Raw genomic sequence first — 20,212 nt, forward strand, 5'->3', positions numbered from 1 at the left:
GCGCTGCCGTGCGTCTCCTGCCGCGGCGTTACTTTCGAACTGATGGCATCCACCTCCGCTCGGCTCACTTGAATGAGAAGCTGAGCTTCGCGCCCACCGTCCGCTGCGAGTCCAGCGCCGGGATGTTCGAATAGCCGATTGTCGACAGCGGTGTGGAGTTGTTTGTGCCGGAGTCGAGGGGGGTACGGAAAATGCCGCCGACGAAATGCTTGTCGAGCAGGTTGCGCGCGAAGATCGCCAGCGTCCAGCTCTTGTCCTCCGCGCCGATGCTGATCTGCCCGTTGAGAAGGCCGTAGCCCGGATTGATGCTGTTCGGATCGGCCACCACGCCGTAGCTGCTGCTGCGGTGGTTCCAGGTGGCGTGCGCGTTGAAGCGCAGATCGTTGCCGATCGGCGTGTCGTAATCGGCGGTCACGCCCCAGTTCCATTCGGGCGAGTAGATCAGCGGATAGCCTGCGGCGTTGAACTGCGGCGGCGATCCCGCGGGCAGGCCCGGCTGGACGTAGTTGCACTGCCCGGGCGTGGTCGCCGGATTGGCGTACAGGTCATAGCATTGCACCGCGAACTCGGTGAACTCGGTCGGGATGTAGGCGACGTTGCCGGCCAGCGACAGTTCGGGCGTCACCCGCCACGTCATGTCCGCTTCGATGCCGCGCGTGCGCAGGCCACCGGCGTTGGTGGTGGTATAGTAGAAGATCGGCGCCACGCCGACGCGCTGCTGACCCTGGAAGTCGTCGTAGTCGACCTGAAACGCATCGATGTTGAAGGTGACGGCGCGGTCGAACAGCTGGGCCTTGAGGCCGATCTCGTAGGATTCCGACAGCTCCGGGCGCAACGCGAGCTGCGGCTGGTTGGCCGGGTGCGAGATCATCGGCCCCTTATAACCGGTAGCATAGGTGGCATAGACGTTGATGTCGGAGGTGATGTCGTACTTGACCGTGCCCTTGTAGGTGAACTTGGTCGCCTTGACGCGCAGGTCGCCCGAGGTGAGTGGCAGCGGCAAGCCATGACACGACGCGCCGGCGGCATAAGCGGAGCGGCACAGCCACGGCACGTCGAAATAGTCGATGCGCTGGCGCACCACGTCACTGGTGTAGCGGCCGCCCGCGATCAGCGTCAGCCCGGGCAGCACCTCTGCCTCCAGCTGGCCGAAGATCGCCCAGCTTTTGATCTTGGCCTTCACCCACGATCCATAGCCCTGGTTGGCGTAAGGGCCGATCGCATTGAAGGTGAGATAGATCGGGGAATTGTCTGGCAGCGCGTTCTGCGTGCCGCCGTTGAGGCCCTTCTGGTATGGCCGAGCGTCATAGTAAAAACCGCCCAAAGTGTAATTCAGATTGCCGGTCTCGCCGTTGATCCGCAGCTCCTGGGTGAACTGCGTGCCGCCGGACACATTCTCGTTGCGCGAATAGACCGGGCGCGGCGTCGCGTCCGTATCCAGGCTGATCGGCTGGAACAGGTCGCGATACGCCGTGATCGAGGTGATCGTCGCGCCGGGCAGGTCATAGTCGATCCGGCCGGTAAACGAATAGGACTTCTGCTCGGTGGCGCTGCGGCCGTCTGTGGCGACCTGGAGGTTCTCCGGCCCCGGCTTAAGCCCGTAAGCGGCGTTGACCTCACACGGTTTGAAGGTGCCGAAGCCGCTGCCGCAGTTGCGGAAGGTCCACATGCCGTTCGCATTGTCGGTGAGGTAGCGATACTCGCCCTGGAGAAGCACGCGGAGCCGGTCGGCCGGCTTCCACAGGAACTTGCCGCGCAGTGAATAGCGCTCATAGCCCCAATGGTCCTCGCCGGTGAACAGGTCCTCGACGAAGCCGTCGCGACGCTGGATGCCACCAGCGACGCGAAGGGCCGCGGTCTCTCCGACCGGGATGTTGACCACCGCCTGCGCGTTGATTTCGTCCTTGCTGCCGTAGGAGATCGATCCGTCGAGCGTGTAGGCGCCCAGCTTCGGATTGGCGGTGATGATCTGGATCACGCCCGCGGAGCTGTTCTTGCCGAACAATGTGCCCTGCGGCCCCTTGAGCACCTCGATCCGCTCGATATCGGTGAGCGATTGGTAGCTTGGGCCGGCGAAGGAGACTTCGGGCAGACCCTGGATCACATCGTCGATGATCAGTGCCACCGACTGCTCGGCGGACATCAGCAGCGACTGGGTGCCTACGCCGCGCACGTTGAAGCCGCCACCGAAATTGGCGTTGTAGTTGACGCCCGGCGACAGGAACTGGACGTCAGCGATTGAGGTGAAGTTGCTTTTGGCAAGATCCTCGGAGGACACGACCGAGATCGCCACCGGCACATCCTGAAGCGCCTGCTCTCGGCGCTGCGCGGTGACGATCACGTCGCCGGGCGCCACTTCGTCGCCGGCGCTCGGCTCCGCCACCGCGGGAGCGCCGCTGCCATCCGCGCTGGTGGGGGCGGCCACCGTGTCGTCCGCCTGCGGTGCGACATTGCCGGTCTGGGTGATCTGCGTCGCCGGGGCATCGTTCACGCTGCCCGCCTGCGCCTGCGCGTTCGGCGCCAGCGCAAGCACGCTTGTCGACATCATGAGCGCCCGAACTGCGAACGACGTCCTGATCATGTCCCACTCCCGTTTGCCTGGCCTCTTGAGGGCCCGTCAGCGCATGCGACATGCATAACCACAGGACAGTTTGGATGCAATAGCGCGAACGCGGGTTCTGCAGACTAGTGTATACCGCCGTTTCTTGTATGAGTGTGCATACAACCAGAGGAGAGTGCGATATGTCTAATGCCCTGTCCCGCCTGTCGATCAGCCAATCGGCGGCGGACCGACTGATCGAGGCCGCAAGCGCAAAGGCACAGGAGATCGGCGTGCCGATGTGTATCTCGGTGGTCGACGAGTCGGGGACGCTGAAGGCGTTCCGCCGGATGGACGGTGCCGCGCTCCTTTCCGTCGAGATCGCCACGAACAAGGCGTTCACCGCGATCAGCTTCGGCATGGCGACGCACGAGTGGTTCGATTTCATCAAGAACGATCCGCCGCTGCTGCACGGCATCGTCCACACGCCACGGCTGGTGGTGTTCGGTGGCGGCTATCCGATCCGCGAGGATGGGCAGGTGATTGGCGCGATCGGGATCAGCGGCGGCCATTACTCGCACGACATGGAGGTGGCGCAGGCGGCGATCGCTGCGCTGGGTGGCTGAGCAGCGCGTCGCGATCGTCACGGGAGCGGCGGCCGGCATCGGCCGCGCCGTCGCGCTCGCACTCGCCGCGCGTGGCTGGCGGCTGGTGCTCGGCGATTGCGATGCCGCCGCTGTTCTTGAGGTGGCCGAACAGGCGGGCGCCGCCGCGCTCGCGCTTTCCGGCGACCTGACCGAGGACGATGCACCAGCCGCGCTGGTGTCGCGGGCCGGCGAGCAGGGTATGCTCGCCGGCATCGTCCATTGCGCCGCCCTCTTTCCGCGGCTGGCGCTCCAGGATACGCGGATCGCCGATTTCGATCGGGTCATGGCCATTAACCTGCGAGTTGCGGTGCAGCTGACCCTGTGCGGGGCGCGCGAGATGACCGGCGGCGGCGCGCTCGTGTTCCTGACCTCGGGCAGCGGGTTGTTGTCCGCCGCCGCCGATCCCTTTCAGCGCGGCTTTGCGCTTTATGGTGCATCCAAGGCGGCGCTTGACCGCTGGGTTGCGGGGGTCGCGGGCGAACTGGCGGAGGCCGGCGTGTTCGCCAACACAATCACGCCCGGCGCGTTCGTCGAAACTCCGGGACTGGCGGGCCAGGGCATCACACCGCCGCCCGGCGCCGAAACGATCAGCGCCGACCAGGTCGCGCAGGCGGTCGTCCGGCTTGTCGAGGACCGTAGCGGCCGCTTCGCGGGCGAACGACTTAGCGCCGCCCGGTTTGACGGCGGTGCGCGCTAGACGCGCATCCCGCCATCCACTTGGATGGTCTGGCCCGTGACGTAGCTGGCGTCGTCGCTGGCCAGGAACGCCGCGACCGCCGCCATCTCCTCGGGCCGCGCCGGGCGGCCGAGTGGGATGCGGGTGGAGACCACCTTGTTCATGTGCTGCTCGGCGGTCAGGCTCGGGTCCTGCGCGGCGGCATGTTCGTAGCGCTGGCGGACATAGGGGGTCAGCGTCATGCCCGGTGAGAAGGCGTTCACCCGCACCCCGAGCGGCGCCAACTCCATCGCCAGGTTGCGGGTCAGCGCGACGACACCGTATTTGGCGGCGGCATAGGCGGAAATGCCGGCGACACCGTGATGTGCGGAGATCGAGCCGGTGTTGACGATCGCACCCACCCCGCCCTTCGCCAGTCGCGGCGCGCCGTGCTTGGCGCACAGGAATGCCGAATCGAGGCTGACGCGCAGCGTGTACTGCCAATCGCGATAGTCGAGCTGCGCCACCGGCGTCTGGTCCACCGGCCCCGCGCCGGTGCCGCCACCGGCGTTATTGAACAAGCAGTCGATGCCGCCGAACGCCTCCTCCGCCTGCGCCATCAGCGCCGCGACCTCGCCCTCGTCGGTGATGTCGGCGCCGACCGTCAGCACGCGCCCGCCCGCCGCGCGGACCCGGTAGGCGACCGCCTGGAGCTCGTCCCAGGATCCGAACTTCTCGCGCGGCAGGTCCGGCCGGTCGCGGCACAGGTCGGTGACGACGACGTCGGCGCCCTCGCTCGCCAATCGCAGTGCGATCGCCTCGCCGATGCCGCCGGTGCGCCCTGCGCCGGTCACCACGGCCACCCGGCCCTTGAAGCGCATCGCACGGGTGGCTGCCTGGGTCATGTTGTCGTGCTCCCATCTGTGCCGAACAGGAATGTGGATGCAAGCTGATGGACTGAACGTCACATTTTGCCTGTCTGAAGCCAGACTAAATCAAACTTGCATGCAAAGTCCATTCGGGTATTTCAGCGCGCATCACAGCTTGGGAGAGGCAGATGGGCACGGGCATCCTTGAAGGCCGAGTGGTCGCCGTCACCGGCGGCGGCCGCGGAATCGGGCGCGAGATCGCTTTGCTGTGCGCGCGCGAGGGCGCCGCGGTGGTGGTCAACGATCCCGGCGTCTCCGCCGATGGCGAGGGTGGCGATACCGGCCCCGCCGCGCAGACCGTCGCCGATATCCAGGCGGCCGGCGGACGCGGCCATGCCAACACCGCCAGCGTCACCGATCCCGCCGGTGCCGCCTCAATCGTCGAGGATGCGGTGTCCCACTTCGGCCGGATCGACGCGGTGGTGAACAACGCCGGCATCCTGCGCGACCGCATCTGGCACAAGATGAGCCATGCGGACTGGTCCGCGGTGATCGACGTCCACCTCAACGGCGCCTTCAACGTCTCCAAGGCGGCGACTCCCCATTTTCGCGACCAGGGATCGGGCAGTTTCATCCACTTCACCTCCACCTCGGGGCTGATCGGCAACCTTGGCCAGGCGAACTATTCCGCCGCGAAGCTCGGCATCGTTGGCCTTTCGCAGTCGATTGCGCTGGACATGGCCCGCATCGGCGTGCGTTCTAATTGCATCGCCCCCTTCGCCTGGAGTCGCATGATCGAGACGATCCCCCCCACCACACCCGAGGAGATTGCTCGGGTGGAACGGATGAAGACGATGAGCGCCGACAAGATCGCGCCGCTCGTCGCCTTTCTCGCCTCCAACGCTTCGGCGGAAGTGACCAACCAGATCTTCGCGGTGCGCAAGAACGAGATATTCCTCTTCTCCAAGCCGCGCCCGATCCGTTCGATGCATCGCTCCGAGGGCTGGACCGCGGAAACGATCGCCAGCGATCTGCTGCCCGCGTTCCGAGTCGACTTCGGTGCCCTGCAACGCTCGTCCGATATCTTCAGTTGGGACCCCGCGTGATGGAAACCGGCATTCTTGCATATGGCTGCTACATACCGCGCCGACGTCTCCAGCGCGCTGCGATCCACGCCGCCAACAGATGGTTCGCCCCGGGCCTGGGCGGCCTCGCGAAAGGTGAGCGCGCGGTCGCAAATTGGGACGAGGATGCGATCACCATGGCGGTGGAGGCGGCGCGCGACTGCCTGACCGATATCGACCGCGCGGGCGTCCAGGGTATCAGCCTCGCCTCCACCACCCTGCCCTATGCGGACCGGCTCAACGCGGGCGTGGTCAAGGAAGCCCTCACGCTGCCGGACGGGACCCGTGCGACCGATGTCACTGGCAGCCTGCGCGCGGGCACGAGCGCGCTGGTCGCCGCGCTGGACGGCACCGCGATCCAGCTCTGCATCGCCGCCGACCGGCGCAAGGCGCGTCCCGCGTCGGAAGGGGAAATGATCCAGGGCGATGGCGCTGCCGCGCTGCTCATCGGCCAGGGCGAGGTGATCGCCCGGGTGATCGCGCAGCACAGCGTCACCGTGGACTTCGTCGATCACTTCCGCGAGACGGGCGCCGATTTCGACTATGGTTGGGAAGCGCGCTGGATTCGCGACGAAGGCTATACCAGGCTGCTTGGTGGCGCGGTCCGCGATGCGCTGGCGGGGGCGGACATTGCTGCCGATAGCATCGACCATGCGGTGATCCCGGTCAGCGCACGCGGCGTCGCGGCCGGCCTTGCCAAGAAGCTCGGCATTCGCGCCGATGCCGTCACGGACCAGCTCCAGGCGACCGTCGGCGATACCGGCACCGCGCACGCGCTGCTGATGCTCGCCGGCGTGCTGGAGCGCGCGAAACCGGGTCAGCGCATCCTGGTCGCGGGTTTCGGGCAGGGCGTGGACGTGCTGGTGTTCGAGGCCACCGAGGCGCTGGCGCGGCTGCCGCGCCGGCACGGCTTCGCCGGCCATCTCGCCGACCGACAGGAAGACGCCAATTACCAGCGCTTCCTGTTCCACCGCGGCCTCCTCGATCTCGAGCGCGGCATGCGCGCCGAACTCGACCAGAAGCAGCCGGGCAGCACGCTCTACCGCCACCGCAAGGCGGTACTCGGCCTGGTCGGCGGGCGCTGCACCAAGACCGGCACGGTGCAATTCCCCCGCACCGATATCAGCGTAAACCCCAACGACCGCGCCACCGGCACGCAGGAGGATTACCCGCTGGCGGACCGCGCGGCGCGCATCGTCACCTATACCGCAGACAGCCTGAGCTTCTCGCCCGATCCCCCCACCTATTACGGCACGATCGACTTCGAAGGCGGCGGGCGGCTGGTGGCGATCTTCGCCGAAGTGGGGCCCGAGGATGTCGAGGTCGGCCGGCCGATGCGAATGGTATTTCGTATCAGCGCGGTGGACGAGCAGCGGGGATTCACCAAATACTTCTGGAAGGCCACTGTCGGCCGAGGAGAGGAATGATGGCGCGCGGCATCAAGGACAAGGTGGCGATCCTGGGCATGGGCTGCGCGCGCTTCGGCGAGCGCTGGGGGGATGATGCCGACACGCTGATGGTGGAGGCCTTCGAGGAGGCGGTCGCCGATGCGGGGATCGAGACCAGCCAGATCGACGCAGCGTGGCTGGGGGTCGCCTTCGACGCGATCAACATCGGCCCCTCCGGGATCCCGCTCTCGATCGCGCTGAGGCTCCCCAATATTGGCGTCACCAAGGTGGAGAATTACTGCGCCAGCGGTACCGAAAGCTTCCGCGGTGCGGTCTATGCCGTCGCCTCGGGCGCCGCCGATATCGCGCTGGCAATGGGTGTCGAGAAGCTCAAGGACACCGGCTATGGCGGGCTGCCTGTGCGCAGCCGCGGCACCACCTTCGACATGGTTGGCGTCACCGGCTCCGCCCCTGGTAATTTCGCGCAGCTCGCCGCGGCCTATCGCGCCAAGCACAACGTGGGGCGCGAAGACCTGAAGCGGGCAATGGCGCATGTCTCGGTGAAGAGCCATGCCAATGGCGCGAAGAACCCCAAGGCGCACCTGCGCAACGCAGTGGACGCCGATACGGTGATCAACGCGCCGATGATCGCCGAGCCGCTTGGGCTTTACGATTGCTGCGGCGTCTCTGACGGCGCCGCCTGCGCGATCGTCACCACGCCGGAGATCGCGCGGGCACTCGGCAAGCGCGACCTCGTCACGATCAAGGCGGTGCAGGTCGCCTCATCTAACGGTTGGGAACTTCAGCAGGCCGGCGGCTGGGACGGCAGCTATTTCCATACCACCCGCGTTGCCGCCGCCAAGGCCTATGAGGAGGCCGGGATCACGCGCCCGCGCGAGCAGATCGACCTGATGGAGGTGCACGACTGCTTCTCCATCACCGAGTTGGTGACGATGGAGGACCTGTTCGTCTCCAAGGAGGGCGAGGGCTGGAAGGATGTCCGCGACGGCTTCTTCGATGCGGACGGCACCATTCCGTGCCAGATCGACGGCGGGCTCAAATGCTTCGGCCACCCGATCGGCGCTTCGGGTCTCCGCATGATCTACGAGAACTACCTCCAGCTGCTCGGCCGCGCGGGTGAGCGTCAGCGCAAGGATGCGCCCGCGATCGCGCTCAGCCACAATCTGGGCGGATCGCCGATTCAGAACGTGTCCTCGGTCGCGATCGTCGGCCTCGCCGACGCCTGATGTATCGGCTCCTTTCCGGCCTCGCCGTGGTGGAGGCGTCGTCGTTCGTCGCCTCCCCGACCGCGGGGCTGTACTTGGCGCAGATGGGCGCGGAGGTGATCCGCATCGACCAGGCGGGCGGCGGGCCGGATTTTCGGCGCTGGCCGCTGGGGCCGAGTGGGTCGAGCCTCTATTGGGAGAATTTGAACCGCGCAAAGAAGTCGGTCGCGCTGGACCTGTCGCGGCCGGAAGGACGCGCGCTGATGCAGCGGCTGGCCGCCTCGACCGGCCAGTTCATCACCAATTTTCCGGTGGAGGGCTTCCTCGCCCACGAGAAGCTGCGCGCGCATAATCCGAACCTCGTCACCGTGCGCGTGATGGGCCAGGCGAATGGCGGGCCCGCACTCGACTATACCGTCAACGCGGCGGTCGGCATCCCCGGCATGACCGGACCGGCCGAGATGGGCGACGCGCCGGTGAACCACGTGCTGCCCGCCTGGGACCTGCTCACCGGCGCCTATGCCGCCTTCGCCATGCTCGCCGCGGTGCAGCATCGCGCGGCGACCGGCCGGGGGCAAGAGCTGCGCATCCCGCTCGCCGATGTCGCGATCGGCACGGTGGCGAACCTCGGCATGCTCGCCGAGACGGTACAGGAGGGGCAAGACCGCGCCCGTTTGGGTAACACGGTGTACGGCGCCTTCGGCCGCGACTTCGCCACCCGCGATGGCGGTCGCATCATGCTGCTGGCGATCACCCCGCGGCAGTGGAGCGGGCTGGTCCGGGTGCTCGACATCGCGGCGGAGGTTGCCGCGATCGAACAGGCGCGCGGCGTCAGCTTCGCCACCGATGAAGGCGTGCGCTACGACCATCGCGACCTGCTGTTCCCGCTGGTCGAGGAACGGGTGCGCGGCTGGAATCATGCGGCGCTGGAACAGGCGCTGGAGGCCAACGGCTGCTGCTTCGGCGGCTATGCCACGATGACCGAGGCCGCGCGCCACCCCGCACTGGTGACCGAGAACCCGATCTTCGGCCGAACCGAGAATGCCAGCGGGCTCGACTATCCCGCGCCTGGGCCATTCGTCACCCTGCCCGATCAGTCCCGCGGCGCTCCGGCCCGGGCGCCGCGGCTGGGCGAGCATACCCGCGAGGTGCTGGGCGGGCTGCTCGGCATGAGCGACTGCGAGGTCGACGGCCTCGCGGATGATGGCGTGGTTGCGCTGGGTTAGAACGTATCAGTCGACATAAACCGTCGTCCGCTGGTGTGCTCCCGCGGAGGCGGGAGTCCAGACTGGGTCCCCGCTTTCGCGGGGACACACAAGCACGCGGTCTATGGTTAAGCGAGACCGTTTCTCAATGCCCCGTGAAGCTCGGCGTCCGCCGCTCCAGCGCCGCGCCGACCGCTTCGGCATGGTCCTCCGTCTCGTGCGACAGCGCCTGAAACGCGGCGGACATCTCCAGGATATTGGCCAGCGACGCGCGATAGCCTTCGCGCAGCAGGCGCTTGGTCATGCGCACGGCATGGACCGGATTCGCCGCGATCTTCTCCGCGACCGCCCTCGCCTCCCCGATCAGCCGATCGTCGGCCACCACGCGGGAGACCAGCCCGCAGGCGAGCGCCTCGGTCGCGCTCAGCATGTCCCCAGTCAGCGCCAACTCGCTCGCCCGCGAAAAGCCGATGATCCGCGGCAGCAGCCACGCGCCGCCGTCTCCCGGCACGATCCCGAGCTTGACAAAGCTCTCGGCGAAGCGTGCGCTCTCCGCCGCGATCCGCACGTCGCACATGCAGGCAAGATCGCAGCCCGCGCCGATCGCGGGGCCGTTGACCGCGGCGATCACGGGCACCTCCAGCGCCTCGAACAGCAGGGGCAGACGCTGGATGCCCGTCTTGTAGTTGCGGCGGGTCTGCGCCGGCAGCGCATCGCGCAGGCTGCCGCCGGGCGTGGCCATCGCCTTGAGGTCCCCGCCCGAGGAGAAGGCGGAGCCCGCGCCGGTGAGGATCACCGCACGCACCGCCAGATCGGCGTCGAGTGCACGCATCGCGCCCTCCAGCGCGTCGATCATCTCCAGGCCGGAGATCGGGTTGCGCTTCTCCGGCTGGTTCAGCGTCACCGTTGCGATGCCGCCATCGCGTTCCACCCGCACCAACTCGCTCATTCCGCTCTCCCTTGCATCCTCTTGCCCGACGCAGCAGCACCGGACCTGTGCCGTCCACGCGGTGCTTGAACCGGGCGACGATTACATGCAAGGGCTACATTGCATACAATCCTGATTGGAGCCCGTGATGGACTTCCGCTATTCCGACCGTCAGCGTCACTGGATCGACCGTGTCGCTGCGTTCATGGACGCCGCCGTCTATCCCAACATCGCGCGCTATCGGGCGGAGCTCGGCAGCGACCCGCAGGCGCGCTGGCGCGAGGTGCCGGTGATGGACGAGCTCCAGGGCGCGGCGCGTGACGCGGGGCTGTGGAACCTGTTCATGCCGCCCGCAGCGCTCGCCCACGCCGCGAATGGTTTCGCCTTCGACACGCCCGGCCTCACCAACCTCGAATATGCACCTGTGGCGGAGCTGATGGGCCGTGTCGACTTCGCCTCGCGCGTGTTCAACTGCGCGCCGCCGGACAGCGGCAACATGGAAGTGTTGCTCCGCTACGGCTCCGCCGAGCAGCAGGCGCGCTGGCTGGTGCCCTTGATGCAGGGCTCCATCCGTTCCGCGTACCTGATGACGGAACCGGACGTCGCCAGTTCGGACGCCACCAACATCCGCACCAGCATCGTCCGCGATGGCGATCATTATGTGCTCAACGGCCGCAAATGGTGGTCCAGCGGCATCGGCGACCCCGCCTGCCAGATCCTGATCGTAATGGGCAAATCCGATCCCGACGCACCCACCCATGCGCAGCAGAGCCAGATCCTGGTGCCCCGCGACGCGCCGGGCGTGCGGGTCGAGCGGATGCTGGGCGTGTTCGGCTATGACGACGCGCCGCACGGCCATGGCGAGGTGGTGCTCGACAACGTGCGCGTGCCCGCCGAAAATCTGATCCTGGGCGAAGGCCGCGGGTTCGAGATCGCACAGGGCCGTCTCGGGCCGGGGCGCATCCATCACTGCATGCGCACCATCGGCGCGGCGGAGGCGGCGTTGGAGGCGATGTGCCGGCGCCTGAAATCGCGCACCGCCTTCGGCAAACGACTGGACCAGCACTCCGTGTGGGAGGAGCGGATCGCCCGCGCGCGCGTCGATATCGAGTCGAGCCGGTTGCTCACGCTACGCTGCGCCGACCTGCTCGACCGGCACAGCGGCCAGGAGGTCCGCGAGCATGTCTCGATGATCAAGCTGGCGGTGCCGCACACCGCGCTTAAGGTGATCGACGATGCAATTCAGGCGCATGGCGGCGCGGGCGTGGCGGCGGACTTCGGGCTGGCCGCCTCCTATGCCAAGACGCGGACCATGCGGCTGGTCGATGGACCGGACGAGGTGCATTCGCGGGTGATCGCGCGCAAGGAGCTGGCGCGCTACCCGGCCGAACCGGCGCCGGGCTGACGGTCAGCGGATCGTCAGCCCCGGCATGCCTTCTTCTCGCCAGTCACGGATCAGCGCGTAAAAGGCGATTGGCCCGCCGCCATAATATTCGTCGGACCGGCTGACCCCGCCGTCGACTCGGCCCTCGTCGTTGAAATTGCCCGGCGTGCATTCGCGCTGAAAGTCGCGGAAGCTTTTGTCCTTGGCGCGAATGGTGGCGACCCAGTCCGCTTCCGCCTCGGGCGTGGGCTCCACCACGGTCGCGCCGCGCTCCTTCGCCGCCTTGAGCACCTCGGCGATATGTTCGGCTTGTTCGTCGAGGCAGTAGGTCAGCACGAAGGCTAGGCCGTTTTGGGAGCCACCCATGTGGAACAGGTTCGGGAAACCGGCTGAAAACACGCCATGCAGCGTGCGCATGCCCTCGCGCCACTCGTCCGCCAGCGACACGCCGCCGCGGCCGAAGATCGGGTGGCCCTTCTGCTGCGCCGAGGCACCGTAGGCATTGCCGAAGTCGAAGCCGGTGGCGAAGATCACGCAATCGACCGGGTGGACGCGGCCCTCGAACAGGAAGCCCTCGTCGGTGAACCCCTGCAATCCCTGGCCATCGGTATCGACCAGCGTGACGTTCGGCCGGTTGAACGCGGGCAGATACTCGTCGTTGAAGCAAGGCCGCTTGCAGAATTGCCGATACCAGGGCTTGAGCGCCTCGGCGGTGTCGCGATCCTCCACGACGGTCTCGATCCGCCGCCGGATCTCCTCCATCTTGGCGAAGTCGGCCAGCTCGGCCTGCGCCTGCTTGTCGGCGGGCGACGCATCGGGGCCGAGGTGGGTGCTGCCCAGCTTGCGCACCGCATCGGTCCAGCCGTCGCCGACCAGATCCTCCTCCTGCGGCACCCCGGTGGTGAGCGCGACGAAATTCTCGCGCCGGCGCAGCTGCCAGCCGGGTTCGAGGCTGCGTACCCACTCGGCATCGGTGGGCGCATTGCCGCGCTCGTCGACGCCCGAGGGCGTGCGCTGGATGACATAGAGGTGCGCGGCATGGCGCGCGACATAGGGCACCACCTGGATCGCGGTGGCGCCGGTGCCGATCACCGCCACCCTCTTGTCGGCAAGGCCAGTGAGCCCGCCGGTCTGGTCGCCGCCGGTATAGTCATAGTCCCAGCGGCTGGTGTGGAAGGTGTGGCCCTTGAACTCGGCGATACCGGGAATGCCGGGCAGCTTGGGCCGGTCGAGGATGCCGTTGGTGCGGATAACGTATCGCGCGGTGAAGGCGTCGCCGCGATCGGTATGGACCAGCCAGCGGCCTTCCTCCTCCAGCCAGCGGAGCTCGGTCACCGCGGTCTGAAACAGCGCGTCTTCGTAGAGGCGGAAGTGGCGCGCGATCCGCCCGGCATGTTCCAGGATCTCGGCGCCGTGCGCATAGCGCTCGGTGGGAACGTAGCCGGTGTCCTCCAGCAGCGGCAGGTAGATCAGGCTCTCGATGTCGCATTGGATGCCGGGATAGCGGTTCCAATACCAGGTGCCGCCGAAGTCACCCCCCTTCTCGACGAAGCGGATGCCCTCGATCCCGCGCTTGCGCAGCGCCGCACCTGCCGAGAGGCCGGCGAAGCCGCCGCCGATGATCAGCACCTCAACGGTGTCGGTCAGCGGCGCGCGGGTGAAGCCCGGCTCGACATAGGGATCTTCGGCGAAGCGCTTGAAGTCTCCCGCCGGCGCGACGAACTGAGCGGTGCCGTCGCTGCGGAGGCGCTTGTCGCGTTCCGCACGGTATTTGGCGCGAAGCGCTTCGGGATCGAAGCCCAACTTTTCCGACATCTGATACCCTTCAGAACCGCACGGTGCCTTGCAGCGACAGCGAGCGATATTCGTCCATCGTGTTGATCGAGCGGGCGGTGCCGCTGATCGAGGCCGGAAAGCGGACCGCGGCGCCGACCGTCTTCTTGTCGGTCAGGTTGCGGCCGATCAGCGCGACGTTCCAGCGGTCGCTCGCCGGGCCGAACTGGATGCGGGCGTCCAGCTTCACCCAGCCGTCCTGCTGGCCCCAGATCGGGCTGTAGCCGTCCGCCACGAAATAATCGGAGCGGAACTGCGCATTGGCGCCGGTGACCAAGCGATAGTCGCCGAGCTCCAGCTGGTGGCGCGCACCGACATTGCCGCTCCATTCGGGGGCGAACAGCAAGGGCAGCCCCTTGATGTTATGCGCGGCGATGCTGGCCGGGTCGGCCGAGTTGCACTGCGCCAGCGTCTCATAGGCAAGGCACGGCGCGCCGGGATAGTCGAGGAACTTGGCGTCGAGATAGGCCAGGCTCGCCGTTACCGAAAGGCTGTCCGCCGGTACCAGCTGCAGCTCCAGCTCCGCACCGCTCGACCGCGCCTTGGCGGCGTTGCGGGTGAAGAAGGTGCGGCGATCGGGATCATAGGCAGATTGCTGGAGATCGTCGAAGGTGGTGCGGAACACCGAAAGGTTGATCGTCGCCCGCCCGTTCAGCCAGGTCGACTTGATCCCCGCCTCATAGTTGGTGGAGCGTTCGGGCCGGAACTGAAAGCCCGCTGCGGTGACGCCATAGGTGTTGGAGACGAAGCCACCCGACTTCGATCCACGCCCATAGGTGGCGTAGAGCATCACATCGCGCGACAGGTCGACCTGCAGCGTGGCGGACGGATCCCAATAGTCCTCGTTCAGACTGTCCCGCTGGTCCGCGCCGATCACGTTGAGCGGCGTGCCCGACACGTTGTACGAGGTGAAATCGCCGGTCTTCGCGGTGTGCGAGTAGCGCAGGCCAGCGATCAGCCGCAGCGCATCGGTGAAGTTCAGCGTACCCTGTCCGTAGAAGGAATAAGCGTCGCTGTCCTGCTTGAAGTCGGTCGCCTGATGACCGGTGATCGTGCCGGCGATCTGACGGTAGAAGGTGTCCTGGTGCAGCTCGTAGTCGGACGTGTCGTAATAGGCGCCGACCACATATTCGAGGAACTGCTTGGTCGGGGAGGCGAGACGGATCTCGCCGGACCATTGGGTGAAATCCTCCGGGAAGGTATTGGCGAAGCGTGCGTTGCTGTTGTTCGGCGCGATCGTGCCGTCCGGATTGCGTTCGTCATAGGCGCTCAGCCGCTCGGTGGTGAAATGCGAATAGCCCGCGATCGCCGTCAGCGTGTGGGTGCCGATCTCGACATTGGCGGTCAGCGCGCCATTGTAGGTCTTGATGCCGCTGCGCTCCGACTGGCCGGAGCCCGCGTAGTTGTCCGAGATGTAGCGCTCGTCTCCGACCAGGTCGAAATTGGTCCGCTGGGTCAGCGATCCAGAGACGCTGACGCCGCCCTTGAGCAGGTGGCGCCCGTATTCGCCCTTGGCGGTGATGTCGACACCGTCCACCGGGCGCCACATCAGGGTGAGGCGGGCGAGATCGTCGCGCAGCTGGGGATCGTCGTCACCGTCGAACAGGTTCTTGATATAGCCCTGCTGGCGGATGACCTTGACCGCAAGGCGCGCGCCGAACGTGTCGGACAGCGGCCCGCTGACCACCGCGGTGGCGTCCCACCCTTCCCGCTCGAAGTCCCAGCCCGCGCTGGCATAGCCCTCGAAGGTCTGGCCGGGTTTGGCGGAGACGAGGCTGATCGCGCCCGCGGCGGTGTTGCGCCCGAACAGCGCACCTTGCGGACCGCGCAGCACCTCCATTCGCTCCAGATCGAAGAAGGGCGCGGAGAATTGCGCGCCGCGTCCGCCGTAGATGCCGTCGAGATAGACCGACACCTCCTGATCGAAGGCGACGTTGTTCGGGCCGGACCCGAAGCCGCGGATATAGACCACCGGGTTCACGCCGGAGTTCAGCACCGCCAGGTTGGGCACATAGGACTGGATGCTGCGCAGATCGGTGATCTTCAACTCCTCGATCTGTCGGCCCGGCAACGCGGTGATCGAGACGGGCACGTCCTGGAGGCGCTGCTCACGCTTCTGTGCGGTGACAATGATGTCACCCAGCAGCCCCGGTGGCGCGGTGGAGGGCACGGTGGTGTCCGGCGCGGGCTGCGCAGGCGGCTCGGCGGCGGCGGGCGCCTCCTGCGTAGTGGCGGGCGCCTCCTGCGCAGCGGCGGGCAGGGCCGCGGCGACCGCAAGCAGGCCCGACAAGACACGGGTGGCGGAGTTCAACGTCGGTCGCGTGCGCATCTGGATCCCCTCTCCTTGGCCGCACCGCTTCAGCGACGCTGTGCCGATGACGCGATCCGCCCGCCACCGCGAGGCAGGAGGATTCGTCCGCCGAAGCTACATGATTGCATGCATATTGCAACAGGATTAGCGCAGTAGTGGCGGTTCCTGGCCGCGCTAGCAACATCGTGAATGCAATCGGAGGGGAGATGGATCGACTGGCCGGCAAGATCGCGTTGGTAACGGGCGCAGCCAGCGGCATCGGCCTTGCCTGCGCCGCTGCGATGGCGCGACAGGGCGCGCGCGTGTTCCTCGCCGATATCGACGATGCTGCCGGGGCCGCGGCGGCGGACGCGATCGCGGGCGCATCGTATCTTTCGATCGATGTGCGCGACGAGGGGGCCTGGCAGCATGCCGTCTCGGCGGTGCGCGACGACGCGGGGCGGCTGGACATACTGGTCAACAATGCCGGCATCGGCATCGGCGGCCCGATCGAGGCGCTGACGCTGGACGACTGGCGGCGGCAGCAGGCGGTGAACCTCGACGGCGCTTTCCTGGGGATCAAGCATGCGCTGCCGCTGATCCGCGCCGGCGGCGGGGGATCGATCGTCAACATCGCATCGGTGACTGGGATACGCGGCTCGGGAACGTTCGTGTCCTATGCCGCCTCGAAGGGTGGGCTGATCGCGCTGAGCCGGGCGGTGGCGCTGCAATGCGCCCGCGCACGCGACCGCGTTCGCGTCAACTGCGTCGCCCCCGGCATCATCGACACGCCGATCTTCGCCCGGCTGGAAGGCGTCTCCGGCTCCGCCGCCGATGCCGCGGCGAGCGCCGAACGGCTAGTGCCGCTGGGCCATGCCGGCACGCCCGACGACATCGCGCAGGCGGTGGTCTATCTCGCCAGCGAAGAGGCGCGCTACGTCACCGGCACCGAACTGGTGGTGGACGGCGGATTGCTGATCGGCTGACCAGCAAGCCGGCGTGCCAGCCGCCGGGCAGGCGCCAGCGCGGTCGCCAGCAGCAGCACCGCAAAGGTCATCGCCAGCAAGGTGGTGGCGGCAAGCGCCTTGCCGATCCCCATCGGACCGTCGAACACAGTGTCCGACATGCCGGCGGTGAGCGTGGGAGCGAGGCCCAGGCCCATGACGTTCACGGTGGCGCCGAACAGCGCCGCCATCAGCCCGCGCATCCGGTTGGGCGCGAGCGACTGCACCGTTGCCGCCTGAAGGCCGCCGATCAGGCTCGCCCCGAAGATGCCGCCGACGAAGCCGGCGATCGCCGGCCCGGTGGCGTCGCTCAGATACGCGAACAGGAAGCAGGGCGCCTGGATCAACGCCGCCGCGATCGACACCAGCGCCGGCGCTTCGATGCGACCGCGGCGCACCAGCGAATCCGAGATGACGCCGCCCAACAGGATCGCCAGGGTGCCGATCACCCCATAGCCGAGGCCGAAGATCATCCCGACCTCGCCGGGCGTCAGGCCGTGCAGCCGCATGAAATAGGCGGGGCCCCAGAGCTGAAAGGCGTAGCCGTTCATCGCGAACGCGCCATAGCCCAGGAACATCGGCACGATCGCGCGCCAGTGGGTGCGCACAAATCGAAGCACCTCGCGCAGGGCGGGCGCGTCGGCCTGGTCGGCGGCGGTGAGCCGACGCTCGGGCTCGCGCACCGTCAGCCAGATCAGCGCGGCGACCAGCAGCCCGGGCAGACCGACGGCGACGAACACGAACTGCCACGGCGCGACATCGCCCAGCAGCGGCAGGCCGGGCCGCGTCGCCAGCGCCCATTGCACCACCAGCCCGCCCGCCAGGATCGCCAGCCCGCCGCCTAGCGACGCGCCGCACGCGAAGATCGACATGGCAAGGCCGCGGCGCTCGGGCGGCAGATAGTCCGGGATGATCGAATAGGCCGCCGGGTTGAGGCTCGCCTCGCCGACGCCCACCCCCATGCGCGCGACGAACAACTGCCAATAACCCTGCGCCGTGCCGCACAAAGCGGTGGCGACGCTCCACAGCGACACGCCCACCACCAGCGCATCGCGCCGGCTGCGCGTATCCACCCACCGCCCAAAGCCGAAGGCGAACAGCACGTAGCAGCTGGCGAAGGCGAGCCCGGCGAGCAGGCTGACCTCGGAGTCGCTCAGCCCCATATCGGCGCGGATCGGATCGATCAGCAGGCTGAGCACCAGCCGGTCGAGGAAGGAGAAGGCCGACGCGAGCATCAGGCAGGCGACGACATAATAGCCGTAGGCGGGCGAACGGCGCCCGGCGGCGCTCATCGGCGGTCGGGAAGCGGCGTCGGCTCCCGGTCCACGAAGCGGTATTCGGGCGGCGACGGCATCTCGGCGACGCGCTCGTCATAGTCGTCATGTTCCAGCCGCAGCGCGCGGATCATGCCGGCGTTCATGGCGAACATGGAGGCGATGTAGGTCAGTTCGACGATCTGCTCGTCGTGGAAATGCTGCTGGAGCGCCGCGAACAGCCCGTCGGGGGTGCGGCCATGGTCCAGCGCGAGACAGTCGGCATAGGCCAGCACCGCGCGTTCGGCGGGATCGAAGCCGTCGAAGAGTGCCCAGTTCGGAATTGCATCCAGCGCCGCTTCGGAAAGCCCGAGCCCGCGCAGGATCTTGCGATGCTCGGAGAACATCCAGCGACAGCTGCACGCCCAGCCGATGCGGGTGATCGCCAGTTCCATATACCGCAGCGGCAGCTTCCGCCGCTTGGTCTGCTTGAGGTAGAAGCCGCGCACCGCATGCTCCAGCACGTCGGGCGAATGCGCCAGCACCGCTTCGTAATTGCCGGGCGCACCCGACGCCGTTGTCCCCGGCTCGCGCGCAGGATCCCGCCCCGGAAACTTGCGATCGTACATGAACTGAACGACCGGATCGTCGATCTCGTCCCGGCTTACCAGCCTCAGCCGCGGCATCGCCCTCTCCTTCTGCCATGCGCCGCGCGTGCCGCGGGTCTCGGACGCGAGCGTAGCGATTGCGCCGTTTGCATGCAATGTCACCCCGGCACAGATGTGAGCGTGGCGCAGTGGCGCGGATCGGCGATGCGAATCCGCAATACGGCAAGCCACCGATACAATGAGGGCATTGCACGCGCTGATCGACGCCTTGACGGCGCCGCTGTAGACGAGCCCGGCGCGCGGTTCGTTCCGCGAAACCATCGAGGTTCTGGTGCGATGACGCGTCAGAGATCATTGTCGTGCAGACCGAGTGTCGCGCGCCGCGCGATCGACGTCAGCACGGCGGCGGCGACGAAGACCGCTGGCGGCAACAGCCCGCGCACGGCCGGCACGTAGCCTGGCGCGACCACCACAATCACCCAGATCGCGTCCGCCCAGCCGGCCACGCACAGGTTCAGCCAATAGCCCGCCCGGTCGTTCCGCCAATTGCGCCACAGCCCGAACACAAGCACGAAGACCGCGATCGTCAGCATGTAGGCGGCGAGCTGGTAGATGCGTCCTTGCGCGAGCCCTTGCTGGAGCGATCCGAGCCGCGCGATGTCAAGCGCGACCTTGCAGTGGAACAGTCCCCACGCGGCGTAGCACAGCGCTCCCAGACGGGCTGCGATCAGCCGCACTGGTCGCCGCCGTCAGCGCGCGGCACTATCGCCGTGCCGCCAGCCGTGCGGCGTGGCGGCCGTAGGGACGCATGGGCGCTCACGCGAAGGAACGCTCGTCGGGGGCGGACAGGTTGCCTGCGTACGGTGCCTGTCCTGCGAGAGCGCGGCGCATGATGGCATCCAGCGACCAGGCGCCACCGCCATGGACCACGAGCGGTAGCAGGATGGCGGCCCAGCTGAGATGCGTCGACCAAGCGCTGGGGTAGACGAATACCTGAATGACGAGTGTCATCCCGAGCAGGGCCGCGGCGGAGAGCCGGGTGAGCAGTCCGACGACCAGCAGGACCGGAAAGAGGTGTTCCGCCGTCGTCGCTGACGCCGTCCACCTTCGTCCGGCCCGACAGGAAGAACACGCCGGCGATGCCGAGCCTGGCGATCAACAACAGCAGCCGCTGCGGCAGGAGGGTAGCCGCGACATAGGTGACACGGTCGTACAACGCGGTGGCCCTGGTCATGGAACCTCTCCAGATGGCAGCGGCC

16 protein-coding genes and 1 pseudogene are annotated in these 20,212 nt (G+C 67.4%); 8 read left to right on the forward strand and 9 right to left on the reverse strand.

The genetic code is table 11. The features are described from left to right. Positions 1-64 precede the first annotated feature (64 nt). Entirely contained in the window at positions 65-2,545 is a 2,481-nt protein-coding gene (locus tag ACFDTH_RS03155) for a TonB-dependent receptor (RefSeq protein WP_375286056.1), read from the reverse strand. 197 nt (positions 2,546-2,742) lie between these two features. Between ACFDTH_RS03155 and ACFDTH_RS03160 the strand changes: the two genes are divergently transcribed. Next, on the forward strand, positions 2,743-3,165 hold the full coding sequence (locus tag ACFDTH_RS03160) for a heme-binding protein (protein WP_375286057.1): 423 nt from the start codon (positions 2,743-2,745) through the stop codon (positions 3,163-3,165). Continuing rightward, the gene (locus ACFDTH_RS03165) at positions 3,158-3,883 is read left to right on the forward strand and encodes an SDR family NAD(P)-dependent oxidoreductase (RefSeq protein ID WP_375286058.1); all 726 of its coding nucleotides are present in this window, start codon (positions 3,158-3,160) and stop codon (positions 3,881-3,883) included. Before ACFDTH_RS03160 ends, ACFDTH_RS03165 begins: the two co-directional genes overlap by 8 nt. Here the strand turns inward: ACFDTH_RS03165 and ACFDTH_RS03170 are convergent. After that, positions 3,880-4,746 carry an SDR family NAD(P)-dependent oxidoreductase gene (locus tag ACFDTH_RS03170; protein WP_375286059.1) on the reverse strand — a complete coding sequence of 289 codons (867 nt, stop codon included), beginning with the start codon at positions 4,744-4,746 and terminating at the stop codon, positions 3,880-3,882. The genes ACFDTH_RS03165 and ACFDTH_RS03170 overlap by 4 nt on opposite strands. A 152-nt stretch (positions 4,747-4,898) precedes the next feature. On the opposite strand from ACFDTH_RS03170, the gene ACFDTH_RS03175 reads away from it, so the two are divergent. From ACFDTH_RS03175 to ACFDTH_RS03190, 4 genes are read left to right on the forward strand one after another with little or no spacing between them, the layout of a single operon-like run. Beyond that, positions 4,899-5,816: an SDR family NAD(P)-dependent oxidoreductase gene (locus ACFDTH_RS03175; RefSeq protein ID WP_375286060.1), complete on the forward strand. Its 918-nt coding sequence runs from the start codon at positions 4,899-4,901 to the stop codon at positions 5,814-5,816. Beyond that, the gene (locus ACFDTH_RS03180) at positions 5,816-7,261 is read left to right on the forward strand and encodes a hydroxymethylglutaryl-CoA synthase family protein (protein ID WP_375286061.1); all 1,446 of its coding nucleotides are present in this window, start codon (positions 5,816-5,818) and stop codon (positions 7,259-7,261) included. Before ACFDTH_RS03175 ends, ACFDTH_RS03180 begins: the two co-directional genes overlap by 1 nt. Further along, positions 7,261-8,469, forward strand: a complete 1,209-nt coding sequence (locus tag ACFDTH_RS03185; RefSeq protein ID WP_375286062.1) for an acetyl-CoA acetyltransferase — start codon at positions 7,261-7,263, stop codon at positions 8,467-8,469. Before ACFDTH_RS03180 ends, ACFDTH_RS03185 begins: the two co-directional genes overlap by 1 nt. Beyond that, positions 8,469-9,674 (forward strand): CoA transferase, encoded by a 1,206-nt coding sequence (locus ACFDTH_RS03190; RefSeq protein ID WP_375286063.1) that lies wholly within the window; start codon positions 8,469-8,471, stop codon positions 9,672-9,674. Before ACFDTH_RS03185 ends, ACFDTH_RS03190 begins: the two co-directional genes overlap by 1 nt. Positions 9,675-9,798: 124 nt before the next feature. Here ACFDTH_RS03190 and ACFDTH_RS03195 read toward each other — a convergent pair whose 3' ends face one another. Beyond that, the gene (locus ACFDTH_RS03195) at positions 9,799-10,602 is read right to left on the reverse strand and encodes a crotonase/enoyl-CoA hydratase family protein (protein ID WP_375286064.1); all 804 of its coding nucleotides are present in this window, start codon (positions 10,600-10,602) and stop codon (positions 9,799-9,801) included. A gap of 127 nt (positions 10,603-10,729) precedes the next feature. Between ACFDTH_RS03195 and ACFDTH_RS03200 the strand changes: the two genes are divergently transcribed. Next, complete coding sequence (locus ACFDTH_RS03200; protein WP_375286065.1) at positions 10,730-11,986, forward strand: acyl-CoA dehydrogenase family protein; 1,257 nt, start codon at positions 10,730-10,732, stop codon at positions 11,984-11,986. Positions 11,987-11,989: 3 nt separating this feature from the next. Here the strand turns inward: ACFDTH_RS03200 and ACFDTH_RS03205 are convergent, their stop codons facing one another. After that, positions 11,990-13,780, reverse strand: a complete 1,791-nt coding sequence (locus tag ACFDTH_RS03205) for an NAD(P)-binding domain-containing protein (RefSeq protein WP_375286066.1) — start codon at positions 13,778-13,780, stop codon at positions 11,990-11,992. Between the two features lie 10 nt (positions 13,781-13,790). Beyond that, a complete protein-coding gene (locus ACFDTH_RS03210; protein ID WP_375286067.1) occupies positions 13,791-16,127 on the reverse strand; it encodes a TonB-dependent receptor in 2,337 nt (778 codons plus the stop codon). Between the two features lie 188 nt (positions 16,128-16,315). Between ACFDTH_RS03210 and ACFDTH_RS03215 the strand changes: the two genes are divergently transcribed. Beyond that, positions 16,316-17,074 (forward strand): SDR family NAD(P)-dependent oxidoreductase, encoded by a 759-nt coding sequence (locus tag ACFDTH_RS03215; RefSeq protein ID WP_375286068.1) that lies wholly within the window; start codon positions 16,316-16,318, stop codon positions 17,072-17,074. Here the strand turns inward: ACFDTH_RS03215 and ACFDTH_RS03220 are convergent. The 4 genes and pseudogenes from ACFDTH_RS03220 to ACFDTH_RS03235 form a co-directional block, all read right to left on the reverse strand. Continuing rightward, on the reverse strand, positions 17,023-18,384 hold the full coding sequence (locus ACFDTH_RS03220; protein ID WP_375286069.1) for an MFS transporter: 1,362 nt from the start codon (positions 18,382-18,384) through the stop codon (positions 17,023-17,025). The two genes, ACFDTH_RS03215 and ACFDTH_RS03220, sit on opposite strands and share 52 nt — an antisense overlap. Next, a complete protein-coding gene (locus tag ACFDTH_RS03225; protein WP_375286070.1) occupies positions 18,381-19,031 on the reverse strand; it encodes a carboxymuconolactone decarboxylase family protein in 651 nt (216 codons plus the stop codon). Before ACFDTH_RS03225 ends, ACFDTH_RS03220 begins: the two co-directional genes overlap by 4 nt. Positions 19,032-19,297: 266 nt before the next feature. Further along, on the reverse strand, positions 19,298-19,690 hold the full coding sequence (locus tag ACFDTH_RS03230; protein WP_375286071.1) for a hypothetical protein: 393 nt from the start codon (positions 19,688-19,690) through the stop codon (positions 19,298-19,300). A gap of 79 nt (positions 19,691-19,769) precedes the next feature. Further along, positions 19,770-20,187 (reverse strand): annotated as a pseudogene (locus ACFDTH_RS03235) (DoxX family protein). Positions 20,188-20,212 lie beyond the last annotated feature (25 nt).

Source organism: Sphingomonas sp., from assembly GCF_042096255.1.
Taxonomy (GTDB): Bacteria; Pseudomonadota; Alphaproteobacteria; order Sphingomonadales; family Sphingomonadaceae; genus Sphingomonas.

Excerpts from the sequence above, each read along its gene's own strand:
- ACFDTH_RS03205 (WP_375286066.1), bottom strand. The coding sequence starts at position 13,780 with ATGTCGGAAAAGTTGGGCTTCGATCCCGAAGCGCTTCGCGCCAAATAC.
- ACFDTH_RS03220 (WP_375286069.1), bottom strand. The coding sequence starts at position 18,384 with ATGAGCGCCGCCGGGCGCCGTTCGCCCGCCTACGGCTATTATGTCGTC.
- ACFDTH_RS03200 (WP_375286065.1), top strand. The coding sequence starts at position 10,730 with ATGGACTTCCGCTATTCCGACCGTCAGCGTCACTGGATCGACCGTGTC.
- ACFDTH_RS03175 (WP_375286060.1), top strand. The coding sequence starts at position 4,899 with ATGGGCACGGGCATCCTTGAAGGCCGAGTGGTCGCCGTCACCGGCGGC.
- ACFDTH_RS03195 (WP_375286064.1), bottom strand. The coding sequence starts at position 10,602 with ATGAGCGAGTTGGTGCGGGTGGAACGCGATGGCGGCATCGCAACGGTG.
- ACFDTH_RS03160 (WP_375286057.1), top strand. The coding sequence starts at position 2,743 with ATGTCTAATGCCCTGTCCCGCCTGTCGATCAGCCAATCGGCGGCGGAC.
- ACFDTH_RS03185 (WP_375286062.1), top strand. The coding sequence starts at position 7,261 with ATGGCGCGCGGCATCAAGGACAAGGTGGCGATCCTGGGCATGGGCTGC.
- ACFDTH_RS03215 (WP_375286068.1), top strand. The coding sequence starts at position 16,316 with ATGGATCGACTGGCCGGCAAGATCGCGTTGGTAACGGGCGCAGCCAGC.
- ACFDTH_RS03155 (WP_375286056.1), bottom strand. The coding sequence starts at position 2,545 with ATGTCGACAAGCGTGCTTGCGCTGGCGCCGAACGCGCAGGCGCAGGCG.
- ACFDTH_RS03190 (WP_375286063.1), top strand. The coding sequence starts at position 8,469 with ATGTATCGGCTCCTTTCCGGCCTCGCCGTGGTGGAGGCGTCGTCGTTC.
- ACFDTH_RS03225 (WP_375286070.1), bottom strand. The coding sequence starts at position 19,031 with ATGCCGCGGCTGAGGCTGGTAAGCCGGGACGAGATCGACGATCCGGTC.
- ACFDTH_RS03180 (WP_375286061.1), top strand. The coding sequence starts at position 5,816 with ATGGAAACCGGCATTCTTGCATATGGCTGCTACATACCGCGCCGACGT.
- ACFDTH_RS03210 (WP_375286067.1), bottom strand. The coding sequence starts at position 16,127 with ATGCGCACGCGACCGACGTTGAACTCCGCCACCCGTGTCTTGTCGGGC.
- ACFDTH_RS03170 (WP_375286059.1), bottom strand. The coding sequence starts at position 4,746 with ATGACCCAGGCAGCCACCCGTGCGATGCGCTTCAAGGGCCGGGTGGCC.